The sequence below is a fragment of the Enterobacter sp. JBIWA008 genome, from assembly GCF_019968765.1.
Lineage (GTDB): Bacteria > Pseudomonadota > Gammaproteobacteria > Enterobacterales > Enterobacteriaceae > Enterobacter.
The window spans coordinates 4072827-4089126 of record NZ_CP074149.1; the positions used below are offsets into that span (position 1 = coordinate 4072827).

Consider the following 16300-nt stretch of genomic DNA (forward strand, 5'->3'; position numbering starts at 1 on the left):
CGTGGAAGAAGTTAAAAACAACGACGTTTATTTGACTTTAGATGATAAAAAAAGTGATGAATTTATCTTAAAGCAAAATCTCGATGCGCTGAGAAACACAAAAAATAACGAGATGACGCGTATTACACAAGACCTGGTATCGATCCCGGCGACGCTGGTTCGTCTGAAATGGCAGAATCGCCGTGAAATTTATCCGCTGCAGGTCAAAGAAGAAATTTATGGTGCCGTGATGAACGCCATCATTGAAGAGCGGCCAGAGCTGAAAGAGAAGCTTCTCGGGCGTCTTGAGGCCAATTATCAGTATCTGCTTGCCAGAGAAATCGCCACCCTTCGCCTGACGCGCAAGCTGTCAGACGGTGAGTACCGTACTTCTAACGTCACCTGTGTGGCGCTTGATGAGAACGCTCTGGCCCCCCCTTCTACCGCCCCGACGGATAACAAAAACGCATAAACCGACAGGCATAAAAAAAGCCGGCTTCCGCCAGCTTCTTTTCATTTCGAGGCCGCTTTCTCTTCGCCGACCAGTCCAATCTTCAGGTAACCCGCCTGATGCAGCGTGTCCATTACCTTCATCATGGTTTCATAATCAACGGTTTTATCCGCACGGAAGAAGACCGTGGTGTCTTTCTTACCGCCGGTAAGCTGCTCCAGCGCCGGGATGACTGAGTCAGCCGTCACGGGGTCGTTGCCGAGGAACATGGATTTATCCGCCTTCACCGACAGGTAGACAGGTTTCTCCGGGCGCGGCTGTGGCTGGCTGGAAGAGGCAGGCAGATTCACCTTCACATCCACCGTCGCCAGCGGCGCAGCCACCATGAAGATAATCAGCAGAACCAGCATAACGTCGATAAACGGCGTCACGTTGATTTCATGCATTTCGCCGTTATCGTCCAGATTTTCGTTTAGACGCATCGCCATACTATTAACCTGCGCGCAGTTTAGACGCCGCATGCACCGGCTTAACCGAGCTGGCATTCAGGTCGAGATCGCGACTTTGCAGCAGCAGAACCTGCGCAGCAACGTCACCCAGCGTGGCTTTGTAGCTGCCAATCATACGCGCGAAGATGTTGTAGATAACCACCGCCGGGATAGCGGCAACCAGACCAATTGCCGTCGCCAGCAGCGCTTCCGCGATACCCGGCGCCACGACCGCCAGGTTGGTGGTTTGGGTCTGTGCGATACCGATAAAGCTGTTCATGATGCCCCAGACCGTACCGAAAAGACCAATGAACGGTGAGATCGCGCCGATGGTCGCCAGATAACCATTGCCGCGTCCCATGTGTCGGCCAACGGCCGCAACGCGACGCTCCAGGCGGAAACCGGTACGTTCTTTGATGCCTTCGTTATCTTCACTGCCAGCGGAGAGTTCCAGCTCGTTCTGTGCTTCATTCACTAACAGGGTGGTCAGGCTTTTCGCGTGGAAGGATGAGGTCATATCTGAAGCCTGATCGAGAGAGCGGGCTTCGGCCAGCTGCTGCTGTTCCCGCTTAAGGCGACGCTTCTGCGAAAGCAGCTCGGCGCTTTTGCTGAAGAAAATAGCCCAGGTGACAACGGACGCCAGAATCAGGCCGACCATGACAATCTTAACCACGATGTCAGCATGCTGATACATGCCCCAAACGGAGAGATCCGTCTGCATCAAATTATTACCCACTCTGTATCTCCAGGACGCAAATCACAAAATCTGAGCGTAATCATATCAAAACGTCGCCGAATTGATAGTCGTTCTCATTAGTATTTACATGGTGCCGTAATTTTCGCTCACTTTCCTTGCGCTTACGCAGTAAAAATTTCTTATGCGTATTTTTGCTAATATTTTCTGCTTATTCGATAAGCCTCGGGGTGCAGTTTTTTCCAATCGTGGTAGTCTGGACGTCCAGACGTATAAAACAGGGTTGGCGAACATGACAAAGAAGCATCTTGATACCACGCTGGTACAGGCAGGACGCAGCAAAAAATATACCCAGGGATCGGTCAACAGCGTGATTCAACGCGCCTCCTCGCTGGTGTTTGACACCGTTGAGGAGAAAAAAATCGCCACGCGCAACCGCGCGAAAGGCGGGCTATTTTATGGCCGTCGCGGCACGCTAACCCATTTTTCCCTGCAGGAAGCGATGTGCGAGCTGGAAGGCGGCGCGGGCTGCGCGCTGTTCCCGTGCGGGGCGGCGGCGGTCGCCAACACCATTCTGGCGTTTGTGGAACAGGGCGACCATATCCTGATGACCAACACCGCCTATGAACCCAGCCAGGATTTCTGCACCAAAATCCTCAGCAAGCTCGGAGTAACGACCGGCTGGTTCGACCCGCTGATTGGTGAAGGCATTGCCGAACTTATTCAGCCAAACACGCGAATTGTGTTCCTGGAATCTCCGGGATCGCTCACCATGGAAGTTCACGACGTGCCGGCTATCGTGAAAGCCGTGCGCAGCAAAGCGCCAGAGGCGATCGTGATGATCGATAACACCTGGGCGGCAGGCGTGCTGTTTAAAGCCCTGGAATTCGACATTGATATCTCGATTCAGGCGGCAACGAAATACCTGATAGGCCACTCTGACGGCATGATTGGCACTGCGGTCTCCAACGCGCGCTGCTGGGATCAGCTGCGTGAAAATGCCTACCTGATGGGCCAGATGGTGGACGCGGATACAGCCTACATGACCAGCCGCGGTATCCGCACGCTGGGCGTTCGTCTGCGCCAGCACCATGAAAGCAGCCTGAAGGTGGCCGAATGGCTGGCGCAGCATCCGCAGGTTGAGCGCGTGAATCATCCCGCGTTCCCGGGCAGTAAAGGCCACGAATTCTGGCAGCGTGACTTTACGGGCAGCAGCGGTTTGTTCTCGTTCGTACTGAAAAAGCGGCTGAATAACGACGAGCTGGCGAGCTATCTGGATCATTTTACCCTCTTCAGCATGGCCTACTCCTGGGGCGGTTTTGAATCCCTGATCCTGCCTAACCAGCCGGAACAGGTTGCGGCTCTGCGCCCCGGCGGAGAAGTGGACTTCAGCGGTACCCTGATTCGACTGCATATCGGTTTAGAAAATGTTGACGATCTGATTGCCGATTTAGCAGCAGGGTTCGAGCGTATCGTGTAGAGTGCTGGCTGAAAATGTACTTCCTGGACGCTTTTGTGGACACCGCAAGTAGAAAAGTCTGCATGAGTTGCGCCCGGGATCAAACCCGACGGGCGAATAAGGGAGTACAATAGCGCTATATCTGCTGTTCCACAGGAAAGTCCATGGCTGTTATTCAAGATATTATCGCAGCGCTCTGGCAACACGACTTTGCCGCGCTGTCGGACCCTCACGTCGTCGGTATCGTTTATCTCGTGATGTTCGCAACTCTGTTTCTGGAAAATGGATTACTGCCAGCCTCTTTTTTACCCGGTGACAGCCTGCTTTTACTGGCCGGGGCGTTAATCGGCAAAGGCGTTATGGACTTCACGCCCACGATGGTTATTCTCACCTCCGCCGCCAGCCTGGGCTGCTGGCTGAGCTATCTGCAGGGCCGCTGGCTGGGCAATACTCGCGTCGTGAAAGGCTGGCTGGCGCAGTTACCGCATAAATATCATCAGCGTGCGACCTGCATGTTTGACCGGCACGGCCTGCTGGCGCTGCTGGCGGGGCGTTTCCTCGCGTTTGTTCGCACGCTTCTGCCTACGATGGCGGGCATTTCCGGTCTGTCAAACCGCCGCTTCCAGTTCTTCAACTGGCTGAGCGCCCTGCTGTGGGTGGGTGTAGTTACCACGCTCGGATATGCGCTAAATATGATCCCCTTTGTGAAACACCACGAAGATCAGGTGATGACATTCCTGATGGTGCTGCCGATGTTCCTGCTGGTGGCAGGGCTGGTGGGGACCATCGCGGTGGTGATTAAGAAGAAGTACTGCAGCGCGTAACCCCCTCACCCTCTTCCCACAGGGGAGAGGGGAAAAAGCCTAAGCTCCCTGCATCGTTCTAATACGTGACGCATCCTCTCCCGGCGTGACGCCAAAATAGCGCTTAAACTCCCGACTAAACTGCGACGCACTTTCGTAGCCCACGCGCATCGCCGCCGCGCTGGCCTTCATGCCGTCGTGGATCATCAGCATCCGCGCCTTATGCAAACGGTAGGTTTTGAGGTACTGCAGCGGCGAGGTGCTGGTCACCGATTTAAAATTATGGTGAAACGCCGAAACGCTCATGTTTGCTTCCGCCGCCAGCTGGTCGACGCTGAGGTTTTCCGTGTACTGGCTTTCGATGCGCTTGAGCACGCGGCTTATCAGGCTGAAGTGGGTCTGTCGGCTCACCAGGGCCAGTAACGCCCCGCCCCCCGGGCCCAGCAGCACATGGTAGAGAATTTCGCGGATAATCTGTTTGCCGAGAATACGCGCGTCCAGCGGCCTCTCCATCACGTCCAGCAGACGCTCAATGGCGCAGAGGATCTCTTCCGACAGCGTCGCCGAGTTAATCCCGCTCGATGCCATCGATGGCTGGAAGAGTTCATCTTCACCAATCTCCATCAGCAGCTCCTGCAGCTGAAGAATATCGACGTTGACGCGAATACCGGCTAGCGGAACGGCCTCTGTCGCGAAGGTTTCACATTCGAAGGGTAAAGGAACCGTCAGAAGCAGATATTCATTGGTGTCGTAGCGGAACACGCGCTCGTTGATATAGCCAATTTTATGGCCCGAGAAGAGAAAAACGATGCCAGGCTGGTACATAACCGGCGTGCGCGTACCGGGCTGCGTGCCATAAAGCAGGCGAATGTCAGGAAGCAGGTCACTGACGCCATTTTCTTTATCTATCAGTCTTTTAATCTGCGCAGTGAGCTGACGGCAGATAGCCTCACGGTTCATATTACGTTACTCCGGGTACGGTTTCCGACGTTAACAGTGTGCGTGCTTTTCCGCGCTTTCTCCAGCGCTCTGTAGAAATGGGCAAGACATCGGCAGAAATGTGCATTGAGAGGATAGCCCCGGACGGCCACAATGAGCAGCATCAGGTAGCCCTCTGCGCCACCACGGTTTTTCACCCACTAAAGGGAACGAGCAATGAACAACTTTAATCTTCACACCCCAACCCGCATCCTGTTTGGTAAAGACGCTATCGCCGATCTGCGCGCGCAGATCCCTGCTGACGCCCGCGTACTGATCACCTACGGTGGCGGCAGCGTGAAAAAAACCGGCGTGCTGGATCAGGTTTACAGCGCGCTCGACGGTCTGGACGTGCGTGAGTTCGGCGGCATCGAGCCAAACCCGTCCTACGAAACGCTGATGAACGCGGTGAAAATCGCCCGCGAAGAAAACATCACCTTCCTGCTGGCCGTCGGCGGCGGCTCCGTGCTGGACGGCACCAAATTCATCGCGGCGGCAGCGCACTACGCTGACGGCATCGATCCGTGGCACATCCTGGAAACCCGCGGCAGCGACATTAAAAGCGCCATTCCGATGGGCTCCGTGCTGACACTGCCAGCGACCGGTTCTGAATCCAACAAGGGCGCGGTGATCTCCCGTAAAACCACCGGTGATAAGCAGGCCTTCATGAACGAACACGTTCAGCCTGTATTCGCGATCCTGGATCCGGTTTACACCTACACCCTGCCTGCGCGTCAGGTGGCGAACGGCGTGGTCGATGCCTTTGTTCATACCGTTGAGCAGTACGTAACGTATCCGGTAGATGCCAAAATTCAGGATCGTTTCGCGGAAGGCATTCTGCTGACGCTCGTCGAAGAAGGTCCGAAAGCGCTGAAAGAGCCGGAAAACTACGACGTGCGTGCCAACGTCATGTGGGCCGCAACGCAGGCGTTGAACGGCCTGATCGGTGCTGGCGTACCGCAGGACTGGGCAACCCATATGCTGGGCCACGAGCTGACGGCAATGCACGGTCTGGACCACGCTCAGACGCTGGCCGTTGTGCTGCCTGCCCTGTGGAACGAAAAACGGGATACCAAGCGTGCCAAACTGCTGCAGTACGCAGAACGCGTGTGGAACATCACCGAGGGTTCTGACGATGCGCGGATTGATGCCGCCATCGAAGCGACCCGCAGCTTCTTTGAAGGTCTGGGTGTGCCAACGCGTCTGTCCGGCTACGGCCTGGACGGCAGCTCCATCCCTGCCCTGCTGGCGAAACTCGAAGAACACGGCATGACCCACCTGGGCGAGCACGGCGACATTACGCTGGACGTGAGCCGTCGTATCTACGAAGCGGCACGCTAAGCGTTTTTGTCCTCCCGACTTTCGTTTTTTGACATTTCGTCCAGACTTAATGCACACCCCATCGCCGGAGTCTCCCTCCGGCGATGCGCACCTGAAGGAGGAAAAATGGCAAACCAAACCGTAATCAAGCTGCAGGACGGCAACGTGATGCCCCAGCTGGGGCTAGGTGTATGGAAAGCCGGTAACGACGAGGTCGTCTCCGCCATTCATAAAGCCCTGGAAGTCGGCTATCGGTCGATTGACACCGCCGCCGCGTACAAAAATGAGGACGGCGTAGGTACCGCACTGGCCAGCGCCGGTGTCCCCCGCGATGAGTTATTCATCACCACGAAACTGTGGAACGACGATCAAAAGCGTCCCCGCGAAGCCCTGCAGGAGAGCCTGGAAAAGCTCCAGCTCGATTTCGTCGACCTGTATCTGATGCACTGGCCGGTTCCGGCCATCGACCATTACGTTGATGCCTGGAAAGGGATGATTGAGCTGCAGAAACAGGGGCTGGTGAAAAGCATCGGCGTCTGTAATTTCCAGGTTCATCATCTGCAGCGGCTGATTGACGAGACGGGCGTCGCGCCAGTGATTAACCAGATCGAGCTGCACCCGCTGATGCAGCAGCGTCAGCTTCACGCCTGGAACGCCACGCATAAAATCCAGACCGAGTCCTGGAGCCCGCTGGCGCAGGGTGGTGAAGGGGTATTCGATCAGAAAATTATCCGCGAGCTGGCGGATAAATACGGCAAAACCCCGGCGCAGATCGTCATTCGCTGGCATCTGGACAACGGCCTGGTGGTGATCCCGAAATCGGTCACGCCATCGCGCGTCGCCGAGAACTTCGACGTCTGGGATTTCCGTCTCGACAAAGACGAGCTGGGTGAGATTGCGAAGCTGGATAAGGGCAAGCGGCTTGGGCCGGACCCGGATCAGTTTGGCGGATAAATAAAAAACCCCGGCTTGCCGGGGTTTTTTATTTTACGCTTTACGTTTGGCTGGCTTCTTCATCGTCGCCCCACCGTTCGAACGCTGATGCACAATCGGCGTGTGCCTGGTTAGCGCCGGGCGCGTATTGCGATTCTGGCGACGCGCTTCGCGCATCTCCTCCAGCGTCGGGGCCGGAACCAGGCAGTCGCGACGCGAGCCGATCAGGTGTTTTTTACCCATTTCTTCCAGCGCCTGGCGGATCAGCGGCCAGTTTTTCGGATCGTGGTAACGCAGCAGCGCCTTGTGCAGACGACGCTGTTTATCTCCTTTCGGCACCACCACCTCTTCACTCTTGTAGCCAATCTTACTCAGCGGGTTCTTGCCGGTGTAATACATGGTCGTCGAGTTGGCGAGCGGCGACGGATAGAAGTTCTGCACCTGATCCAGACGGAAGCGACGCTGCTTCAGCCACAGCGCCAGATTGACCATGTCCTCATCGCGCGTGCCCGGGTGCGCGGAGATGAAGTACGGGATCAGATACTGCTCTTTGCCCGCCTGCTTCGAGTAGGTGTCGAACAGCTCTTTAAAGCGATCGTAGCTGCCCATGCCCGGCTTCATCATTTTCGACAGCGGGCCTTCCTCGGTGTGTTCCGGCGCAATCTTCAGATAGCCGCCTACGTGGTGCGTCGCCAGCTCTTTGATGTAGCGCGGATCCTCTACGGCGATGTCATAACGCACCCCGGAGGCGATCAGGATCTTCTTGATGCCCTTCAGGTCGCGCGCGCGGCGATAGAGGTTGATCGTCGGCTCATGGTTGGTGTCCATATGCTCGCAAATGCTCGGATAGACGCAGGAAAGGCGACGACAGGTTTGCTCCGCGCGCGGTGACTTGCAGCGCAGCATATACATGTTTGCGGTTGGGCCGCCAAGGTCGGAAATCACGCCGGTAAAGCCCGGCACCGAGTCGCGAATCGCTTCGATCTCATTGATGATCGAATCTTCAGAGCGGCTCTGGATAATACGGCCTTCGTGCTCGGTAATGGAGCAGAAGGAACAGCCGCCGAAACAGCCGCGCATGATGTTGATCGAGAAGCGGATCATCTCATACGCCGGGATACGGGCGTTGCCGTACGCCGGGTGCGGCACGCGCTTGTAAGGCAGCGCAAAGACGCTGTCCATCTCTTCGGTGGAGAGCGGGATCGCCGGCGGGTTGATCCAGATAAAGCGCTCGCCGTGCTTCTGCATCAGCGCGCGGGCGCAGCCAGGGTTGGTTTCATGGTGCAGAATACGGGACGCGTGCGCATAGAGTACCTTGTCGGCCTTCACCTTCTCGTAGGACGGCAGCAGCACATAGGTCTTTTCCCACGGTTTCGGGCGCGGCGGCTGCACGACGATAGCCTTCGCTTCCGCTTTTTTCGGCTCAACCGGCTTGTTATCGGCACAAGGTAGATCTTCGCCGTACGGGTGCGGGATCGGGTCGATTTTGCCCGGCATATCAATGATGCGGGAATCCACCCCGCTCCAGCCCGGCAGCGCTTCTTTCACCATAATGGCGGTATTGCGCACGTCGCGAATGCTGCTCACCGGTTCACCCTGCGACAGACGGTGCGCCACTTCCACCAGCGGACGCTCACCGTTACCGTAAATCAGCATGTCGGCTTTGGAATCCACCAGCACCGAGCGGCGTACGGTATCTGACCAGTAGTCGTAGTGCGCGGTGCGGCGCAGGCTAGCCTCGATGCCGCCCAGGATCACCGGCACGTCTTTCCAGGCTTCTTTACAGCGCTGGGTATAGACCAGGGTTGCGCGGTCGGGGCGTTTACCCGCCACGTTATCCGGGGTGTAGGCGTCGTCATGACGCAGCTTGCGGTCGGCGGTATAGCGGTTGATCATCGAGTCCATGTTGCCAGCGGTCACGCCGAAGAACAGGTTGGGTTTACCCAGACGCATAAAGTCGTCTTTGCTGTTCCAGTCAGGCTGGGAGATGATCCCCACGCGGAAGCCCTGCGCTTCAAGCATACGGCCACAGATGGCCATACCGAAGCTCGGATGGTCAACGTAGGCATCGCCCGTGACCAGAATAATGTCGCAGCTGTCCCAGCCCAGTTGGTCCATCTCTTCCCGGGACATCGGCAGGAACGGCGCCGGTCCAAAGCAGGCCGCCCAGTACTGGGGCCAGGAGAAGAGGTCACGATCCGGCTGGATCAGGGAAATTGCGCTCATAATGCTTCCGAAGAAAAAATAGACAAAAGGAGCGGGATTATACGCTGTTCATCCGCCAGAATTGAAGAAAAGGATGCAGCAGACAGACAGATATTCGTGGAAGCCGTTAAAATACAGTGCCCTGATAATTTTGAATCATAATATTCACTATATTTTCCGGTGATTTGCTCCGGAACGTGTTATTGCGCGGAGTTCTGTCGTGAAGCCCAACGATTCGTTACATGTATCCCAGCTGCGGGTTGTCCTTCACCTCTGCGGTTTTCTGGTTCTACTCTACAGCCTTTCCATGCTGCCGCCGATGGTTATCGCCCTGCTGAATAAAGAGCGGACCTACTTTGCCTTTCTGACCACCTTTTTAACCTTTTTTACTCTCGGAGGGCTAGCCTGGCGGGCAACCCGTCACGCCGGCATACAGCTGCGCACCCGCGACGGTTTTGTGATTATCGTGCTGTTCTGGCTGCTGTTTTCATTGATTAGCGCCATGCCGCTATGGATGGATGACGGTCTACAGCTCTCCTTTGCTGACGCGCTCTTTGAAGGGGTTTCCGGGATCACCACCACCGGGGCAACGGTGATCGGGGACGTCAGCGCCCTGCCCAAGTCGTACCTTTATTACCGCGCACAGCTGAATTTCATTGGCGGGTTAGGCGTCATCGTGCTGGCCGTCGCGGTCCTGCCGCTGCTGGGCATCGGTGGCATGAAGCTCTATCAGTCAGAGATGCCGGGGCCGTTCAAGGAGGAGCGTCTGACTCCCCGCCTTGCCGATACCGCGCGCACGCTGTGGGTGACCTACTTCGCGCTGGGCGTGGCCTGCACCCTGGCCTACTGGCTGGCGGGAATGTCATTTTTTGACGCTCTCTGTCACGGGCTGTCGACCGTGTCGTTGGGTGGGTTTTCCACCCGCACCGAGAGCATTGGGTTTTATGACAGCCACGCGATTGAGCTGGTTGCCGGGGCGTTTTCACTGCTCTCCGCGTTTAACTTCACCCTCTGGTACGTCGCCATTGTCAGACGCACCCTGAAACCGATTCGCCGCAGCCCGGAGGTTAAATTCTTTCTAAGCGCCGCCGCGGTGATTATTGTCATCACCGCCTGGCAGGTCTGGCATGCCGGGATGTACAACGCCACGGATAGCCTGGTGCACGCCTTCTTCCTTGCCAGTTCGATGATGACCGATAACGGCCTTTCGACAGCCGACTATGCCCAATGGCCCGCACACACCATCTTCCTGCTGTTGAGCGCCAGCTTTTTTGGCGGCTGCGTAGGCTCGACCTGCGGCGGGATCAAAGCCCTGCGTTTTCTCATTATGTTCAAGCAGAGTATTCAGGAGCTGAACCAGCTGGCGCATCCGAGAGCGCTGCTGAGCATTAAGGTGGGCAAAAGCGTGGTGAACGAACGCGTCCTGCGCTCGGTATGGAGCTTCTTTTTTCTCTACGTAATGATCACGGGCTTTTTTGTCTGGTCGCTCAATCTGATGGGCTACGACCTGTTTACCTCTTTCGCAACGGTTGCCGCCTGCATCAACAACATGGGGCTGGGGTTTGGCGAGACGGCGTCGACGTTCGGCACGTTAACAGAGGGGGCAAAACTGCTGATGTGCGCGGCGATGATCTTAGGGCGTCTGGAAATTTACCCGGTGCTGATTCTGTTCTCGCGCTTTTTCTGGCGGGCATAAAACATTCCCGGCGAACCGGGAATGTGAGGATTAAGGTGCAGGGTTGATCAGCATTTGCCCTACGGAGCCCCTGTCCATCATCTCCAGCGTCTGGCTGTGGAACAGGAACGGGAAGTGCGGCCACGAAGGCTGACCATAGTAGACAAGCAGTTCAACCTGACCGTCCACCCAGACGGTATCTTTCCAGCCGCGATCTTCCGGGAACGGCATCGCACCGTTGACGTTGCGGATCAGGAATGCCACACCTTCAATATGGAACGACTGCGGCATATCTGAACGGACCGTCCAGCGCTCCCAGGTGCCCTGCTGCGCGGTAATGTCGATGCGGTTGACGTCCCACAGCGCGCCGTTGATCCCCGGGTCATCGCCCAGGCTGATATCACGGCTGCGCACCGGCGAGCCGCTCATGATCTCCTGCGGCAGCAGACGCATTGGCAGGCTATCGGTCACCAGCGGCAGCAGACCGGTTGGACGCAGGGTCAGCACCAGGGTCGAGACAAGTATGCTCGACGGTTCAAAGAACCCGCGAATACGGTCAACAATGCTCGCCGCTTCACCGCAGGTCAGCGACACTTCATCCCCGTTGGTCATATCCACAAGAATTTCGCGACGTTCACCCGGCGAGAGCGCCAGCTGTTTAACGGAAACCGGCGCCGGTAAAAAGCCCTGGTCGCCGGAGATCACGTGCAGCGGACGGCCATCGCTCATTTGCAGCTGATAGCGGCGCGAGTTGGAGGCGTTGAGCAGACGCAGACGCACCCAGCCGCGCGAGACTTCGACATACGGGCTTTGCGCGCCGTTGACCAGCAGCGTATCGCCGACGAAGCCCCCGCTGCCCGGCTCGCTGTATTCCGGCGTACCGAAATTATCCAGACGTTTGTCCTGGATGATAATGGGGAAGTCATCCACGCCGTAGTGATTCGGGATCGGCAGAGATTTGCTGACCTCATCTTCCACAAGCCACATGCCGGCCAGGCCGTTATAGACCTGCTGAGCCGTGCGGTTAGGCGTGTTGGCGTGATACCACAGGGTTGCCGCGCTCTGGCGAATCGGCAGAACGGGCGCCCAATCGGCGCTGGGTGACATCATTCGCGCCGCGCCGCCAATTAACGGACCAGGCACCTGTAAGCCGCTGATGGTCATGGCGACATTTTCAGGGGTACGGTTGCTGTAGATGAGCTTTACGTCATCGCCACTCCACACGCGTATGGTCGGCCCAAGGTAACGTCCGTTAATGCCCCAGACCGGCGCGCGCGTTCCCTGGGTAAAGGACCAGTGGCTACGCTGCAGCGTCAGGAAAAGCGGCTGACCGCGACGGGATTCAATTAATGGTGGAATAGGCAGCGGCTGTTGCTGCCCGGCGGCGCTGGCTGTCAGCGGCATCGCACCCGCACAAAGGGCGATCCCCGAAGCCTGAATAAACTGACGCCGACTGAGTGACATATAAGCTCCATCTGAAACGACTAACAACGCGGGAATTCGTTTTCCCTTCAACGCCGGATTAAATCTTACCGGCGGCTTCTCTCTCTGCGACTTCTTTGTCGAGCTGCGCAATATGCTGAGCCATCAGCTCACGGCAGTGCGCAGCCAGCTCGCGCACCTGGTCTTTACCGTATTTGCTGGTATCGACGGGTGGCAGCATTTCGACAATCACCAGCCCATTATTCAGGCGGTTAAGATTAATCTTATTCGAAGTATTGGAAACGCACACAGGAATAATTGGAACACCTGCCGCAATTGCGGCATGAAACGCACCGGTTTTAAACGGCAGCAGGCCACGGCCACGGCTGCGCGTTCCTTCCGGGAACATCCAGATTGAGATTCTGCGCTTTTTAAAATGATTCACCACTTCCGCAATGGTGCTGTGCGCTTTAGCACGGTTGTTACGGTCGATCAGCAGGTTACCGGTAAGCCAGTACAGCTGACCAAAAAACGGGATCCACAGCAGGCTTTTTTTCCCCACCGTCACGGTCGGTGGAAGCACGATATTCGAGGCCGTTACCATATCGTAATTGTTCTGATGGTTAGCGATATAGATGGCGTTACCGAAATTCTCCGCCCCTTCAGGCAGACGTTTTTCAACCTTCAGACCAAATAGCGGCGCAAGACGCCCGAACATATGGCCAAAGGTGGCAACATGCTTCGGATTACGCGGGCTGAACAGGCAATAAATAGAACCGAAAATACAGACCAGAATGCAGTAGATAACGGTAAGAATAAGACGAACAATATATAGCATAGCGACCTCTGAAGCCCCAACAGCTGACAATTATACTTCACCTGTGGCCAGGTAAGGACTTTATTACGAGCGCGTATTGTTAATCGCAACGCATGAATTAACAACGATTTTACGGGAAATTTTATTGAAATTCCCCCTCCGGACAGAGGGGGATATCACGGCATTACTCTTCGCTGTCACCCGCGGTGCTTCGTGCAGGAGAGTCAATCTCCACGCGGTCGATGCGCTGCAGGCCGCGCATCAGCGAGCCGCGGCGACCGCGCTCACCCACCACTTTCTGCAGCTCTTCCGGACGCAGTTTAATCTTACGCTTGCCGACGTGAATGGTCAGCGTGCTCTGCGGCGGCAGAAGGAAGAGGTGCGCCAGGCCATCTTCGCCTTTCGCGGCCTCCGCCGACGGGATGTTGATGATCTTGTTGCCCTTGCCTTTTGACAGCTCCGGCAGATCGCTGACCGGGAACATCAGCATACGTCCGGCGGTAGTGATCGCCAGCAGCATGTCGCTTTCGTTCTCAATCACCAGCGGCGCCATCACGTGGGCGTTGTCCGGCAGGCTGATCAGCGCCTTACCGGCACGGTTACGGGAGACAAGATCGTTGAAGGTACAGATAAAGCCATAGCCCGCATCGGACGCCAGCAGCAGTTTCTGGTCATCGGCCTCCATCAGCATATGGTCAACCGTCGCCCCCGGCGGCAGCGTCAGCTTGCCGGTTAGCGGCTCGCCCTGCCCGCGCGCGGAAGGTAGCGTAATCGGGTCGATGGCATAGCTGCGGCCAGTGGAGTCGATAAACGCCACCGGCTGGTTGCTCTTACCTTTCACCGCCGCTTTGAAGCTGTCGCCCGCTTTGTAGCTCAGCCCCGGCGCGTCGATATCGTGGCCTTTGGCGCTACGCACCCAGCCGCTCTGCGACAGAACAATGGTCACCGGCTCGGACGGCTGCATGTCGTGCTCGTTCATCGCCTTCGCTTCTTCGCGCTCGTGCAGCGGAGAACGACGGTCGTCGCCGAAGGCATCGGCATCGGCCTGCAGCTCTTTCTTCAGCAGGGTATTCATCTTGCGCTCGGACGCGAGGATCGCCTGCAGCTGATCGCGCTCTTTTTCCAGCTCGTTCTGCTCGCCGCGGATTTTCATCTCTTCCAGTTTGGCGAGATGGCGCAGCTTCAGTTCGAGGATGGCTTCAGCCTGGGTTTCGCTGATGCCAAAGCGCGACATCAGCGCCGGCTTCGGCTCGTCCTCGGTACGGATGATCTCAATCACTTCGTCGATATTGAGGAACGCCACCAGCAAACCTTCAAGGATATGCAGGCGCTTAAGCACTTTCTCCAGACGATGGTTCAGACGACGGCGCACCGTATCGCGGCGGAACGTTAGCCATTCGGTCAGGATCTCCAGCAGGTTTTTCACCGCCGGGCGTCCGTCGAGGCCAATCATGTTCAGGTTGATGCGGTAGCTTTTTTCCAGATCGGTGGTGGCGAACAGGTGGTTCATCACCTGCTCCATGTCCACGCGGTTAGAGCGCGGCACGATCACCAGACGGGTCGGGTTTTCATGGTCAGATTCGTCACGCAGGTCGTCCACCATCGGCAGCTTTTTATTGCGCATCTGGGAGGCGATCTGCTCCAGCACTTTGGCACCGGAAACCTGATGCGGCAGCGCGGTGATCACCACGGCGCCGTCCTCTTTATTCCACACCGCGCGCATGCGCACGGAGCCGCGACCGTTCTGGTAGATTTTGCGGATTTCCGCGCGCGAGGTGATGATCTCAGCTTCGGTTGGGAAATCTGGCCCCTGCACGATATCCAGCAGCTCGTCGAGCGTGGCTTTTGGCTGCTCGATCAGAGTGATGGCGGCTTTCGCCACTTCACGCAGGTTGTGCGGCGGAATGTCCGTCGCCATGCCGACCGCAATACCGGTAGTGCCGTTCAGCAGGATGTTCGGCAGACGCGCAGGCAGCATCTTCGGCTCCTGCATCGTACCGTCGAAGTTTGGCACCCAGTCGACGGTTCCCTGGCCCAGCTCGCCCAGCAGCACTTCGGCATATTTAGAGAGACGGGATTCGGTATAACGCATCGCCGCGAAGGATTTCGGATCGTCCGGCGCCCCCCAGTTCCCCTGACCGTCCACCAGCGGATAGCGGTAAGAGAACGGCTGGGCCATCAGCACCATCGCTTCGTAACAGGCGCTGTCGCCGTGCGGATGGTATTTACCCAGTACGTCACCGACGGTACGGGCGGATTTCTTGAACTTGGCGGTGGCGTTCAGCCCCAGTTCGGACATCGCATACACGATGCGGCGCTGAACGGGCTTCAGGCCATCCCCGATAAACGGCAACGCCCTGTCCATGATGACGTACATGGAGTAGTTCAGGTAGGCGTTTTCCGTGAATTCATGTAGCGCGAGGCGCTCTGCCATATCGCTCATTACGTGTGATTCCTCAACTCAGAAACCGAAGGGTTTCAGGCAATATTGCCGCAGATACTACCTCATCTGATGAATTGAGTCACAAAGAAAAAGGGCCGCGTATGCGGCCCTTTTCGGGTTATTTGTTCAGCTTAATAACCTGCTTCACGTCGATTTCAAACTCGTTCCAGTCTTTATCGACTTTACCCTGCAGTTCAACTTTATCCTGCGGAGTGACGGTCACGCCGTTCCAGCGCTTGTGGTCAATCTCAACGACCACCGTGCCGGACTCATCGCGGAAGGTGTAGCGGTCATCTGACAGGCGCTCGGTAATGTTCCCGCGCAGCTTCACCCAGGCATCGTCCTTCAGGTCTTTCACTTTTGCCGCGGTGGTGAGGTTGGCGTTGTTATCGACAAAACCGCCCTGCTGAGTTTGCGTCTGGGTCTGTGTGGCCGATGGGCCAGTAAAACCGCCCTGAGCAGCAAAGACCGGCGCGGTGGTCATCATCATGATGGCAGCAATTGCAGCGAATTTTTTCATCTTCATCTCTCCCTTTAATGTCGTTTCGCAATCCATTTAACAGGGTAATCCTTAACAACTTCTTAAGGGGAAAATTTATTTATTTTTTCTGTACAGCAGACGCTCACAGAGGG

Annotated in this window: 14 protein-coding genes; 6 read left to right on the forward strand and 8 right to left on the reverse strand. The window is 56.6% G+C overall.

Going from position 1 to position 16300, the window contains the following annotated elements; translation table 11 throughout:
- Position 1: 1 nt before the first annotated feature.
- Positions 2-451 carry a cytoplasmic protein gene (locus KGP24_RS19630; RefSeq protein ID WP_223561549.1) on the forward strand — a complete coding sequence of 150 codons (450 nt, stop codon included), beginning with the start codon at positions 2-4 and terminating at the stop codon, positions 449-451.
- Positions 452-492: 41 nt separating this feature from the next.
- On the opposite strand, the gene exbD is transcribed toward KGP24_RS19630, so the two are convergent.
- Both exbD and exbB read right to left on the reverse strand, forming a co-directional pair.
- Complete coding sequence (gene exbD, locus KGP24_RS19635) at positions 493-918, reverse strand: TonB system transport protein ExbD (protein WP_023333404.1); 426 nt, start codon at positions 916-918, stop codon at positions 493-495.
- Between the two features lie 4 nt (positions 919-922).
- Positions 923-1654 (reverse strand): tol-pal system-associated acyl-CoA thioesterase, encoded by a 732-nt coding sequence (exbB, locus tag KGP24_RS19640; protein ID WP_032640587.1) that lies wholly within the window; start codon positions 1652-1654, stop codon positions 923-925.
- A gap of 250 nt (positions 1655-1904) precedes the next feature.
- Between exbB and metC the strand changes: the two genes are divergently transcribed.
- On the forward strand, positions 1905-3092 hold the full coding sequence (gene metC / locus KGP24_RS19645) for a cystathionine beta-lyase (RefSeq protein ID WP_223561550.1): 1188 nt from the start codon (positions 1905-1907) through the stop codon (positions 3090-3092).
- A gap of 143 nt (positions 3093-3235) precedes the next feature.
- A complete protein-coding gene (gene yghB, locus KGP24_RS19650) occupies positions 3236-3895 on the forward strand; it encodes a DedA family general envelope maintenance protein YghB (protein WP_223561551.1) in 660 nt (219 codons plus the stop codon).
- Positions 3896-3934: 39 nt separating this feature from the next.
- On the opposite strand, the gene KGP24_RS19655 is transcribed toward yghB, so the two are convergent.
- Positions 3935-4834: an AraC family transcriptional regulator gene (locus KGP24_RS19655; RefSeq protein WP_223561552.1), complete on the reverse strand. Its 900-nt coding sequence runs from the start codon at positions 4832-4834 to the stop codon at positions 3935-3937.
- Between the two features lie 195 nt (positions 4835-5029).
- Here KGP24_RS19655 and yqhD point away from each other — a divergent pair, with 195 nt between their 5' ends.
- Both yqhD and dkgA read left to right on the forward strand, forming a co-directional pair.
- Positions 5030-6193 carry an alcohol dehydrogenase gene (gene yqhD / locus KGP24_RS19660; protein ID WP_033146646.1) on the forward strand — a complete coding sequence of 388 codons (1164 nt, stop codon included), beginning with the start codon at positions 5030-5032 and terminating at the stop codon, positions 6191-6193.
- A gap of 105 nt (positions 6194-6298) precedes the next feature.
- A complete protein-coding gene (gene dkgA / locus KGP24_RS19665) occupies positions 6299-7126 on the forward strand; it encodes a 2,5-didehydrogluconate reductase DkgA (RefSeq protein WP_223561553.1) in 828 nt (275 codons plus the stop codon).
- A 33-nt stretch (positions 7127-7159) separates the two neighbouring features.
- Here dkgA and KGP24_RS19670 read toward each other — a convergent pair whose 3' ends face one another.
- Positions 7160-9331, reverse strand: a complete 2172-nt coding sequence (locus KGP24_RS19670) for a YgiQ family radical SAM protein (protein WP_223561554.1) — start codon at positions 9329-9331, stop codon at positions 7160-7162.
- Positions 9332-9530: 199 nt separating this feature from the next.
- On the opposite strand from KGP24_RS19670, the gene KGP24_RS19675 reads away from it, so the two are divergent.
- A complete protein-coding gene (locus KGP24_RS19675) occupies positions 9531-11006 on the forward strand; it encodes a TrkH family potassium uptake protein (RefSeq protein ID WP_223561555.1) in 1476 nt (491 codons plus the stop codon).
- A 30-nt stretch (positions 11007-11036) separates the two neighbouring features.
- On the opposite strand, the gene ftsP is transcribed toward KGP24_RS19675, so the two are convergent.
- The 4 genes from ftsP to KGP24_RS19695 all read right to left on the reverse strand — a co-directional run bounded on the left by ftsP (position 11037) and on the right by KGP24_RS19695 (position 16187).
- Positions 11037-12449: a cell division protein FtsP gene (ftsP, locus tag KGP24_RS19680; RefSeq protein WP_223561556.1), complete on the reverse strand. Its 1413-nt coding sequence runs from the start codon at positions 12447-12449 to the stop codon at positions 11037-11039.
- A gap of 58 nt (positions 12450-12507) precedes the next feature.
- Complete coding sequence (gene plsC / locus KGP24_RS19685) at positions 12508-13245, reverse strand: 1-acylglycerol-3-phosphate O-acyltransferase (protein ID WP_223561557.1); 738 nt, start codon at positions 13243-13245, stop codon at positions 12508-12510.
- A gap of 163 nt (positions 13246-13408) precedes the next feature.
- Positions 13409-15667, reverse strand: coding sequence for a DNA topoisomerase IV subunit A (gene parC / locus KGP24_RS19690; protein WP_029740706.1), 2259 nt, complete (start codon positions 15665-15667; stop codon positions 13409-13411).
- Positions 15668-15785: 118 nt separating this feature from the next.
- Positions 15786-16187, reverse strand: a complete 402-nt coding sequence (locus KGP24_RS19695; RefSeq protein ID WP_023309189.1) for a NirD/YgiW/YdeI family stress tolerance protein — start codon at positions 16185-16187, stop codon at positions 15786-15788.
- Between the last annotated feature and the right edge of the window lie 113 nt (positions 16188-16300).

Excerpts from the sequence above, each read along its gene's own strand:
- exbD (WP_023333404.1), bottom strand. The coding sequence starts at position 918 with ATGGCGATGCGTCTAAACGAAAATCTGGACGATAACGGCGAAATGCAT.
- metC (WP_223561550.1), top strand. The coding sequence starts at position 1,905 with ATGACAAAGAAGCATCTTGATACCACGCTGGTACAGGCAGGACGCAGC.
- yghB (WP_223561551.1), top strand. The coding sequence starts at position 3,236 with ATGGCTGTTATTCAAGATATTATCGCAGCGCTCTGGCAACACGACTTT.
- KGP24_RS19655 (WP_223561552.1), bottom strand. The coding sequence starts at position 4,834 with ATGAACCGTGAGGCTATCTGCCGTCAGCTCACTGCGCAGATTAAAAGA.
- yqhD (WP_033146646.1), top strand. The coding sequence starts at position 5,030 with ATGAACAACTTTAATCTTCACACCCCAACCCGCATCCTGTTTGGTAAA.
- dkgA (WP_223561553.1), top strand. The coding sequence starts at position 6,299 with ATGGCAAACCAAACCGTAATCAAGCTGCAGGACGGCAACGTGATGCCC.
- KGP24_RS19670 (WP_223561554.1), bottom strand. The coding sequence starts at position 9,331 with ATGAGCGCAATTTCCCTGATCCAGCCGGATCGTGACCTCTTCTCCTGG.
- ftsP (WP_223561556.1), bottom strand. The coding sequence starts at position 12,449 with ATGTCACTCAGTCGGCGTCAGTTTATTCAGGCTTCGGGGATCGCCCTT.
- plsC (WP_223561557.1), bottom strand. The coding sequence starts at position 13,245 with ATGCTATATATTGTTCGTCTTATTCTTACCGTTATCTACTGCATTCTG.
- parC (WP_029740706.1), bottom strand. The coding sequence starts at position 15,667 with ATGAGCGATATGGCAGAGCGCCTCGCGCTACATGAATTCACGGAAAAC.
- KGP24_RS19695 (WP_023309189.1), bottom strand. The coding sequence starts at position 16,187 with ATGAAAAAATTCGCTGCAATTGCTGCCATCATGATGATGACCACCGCG.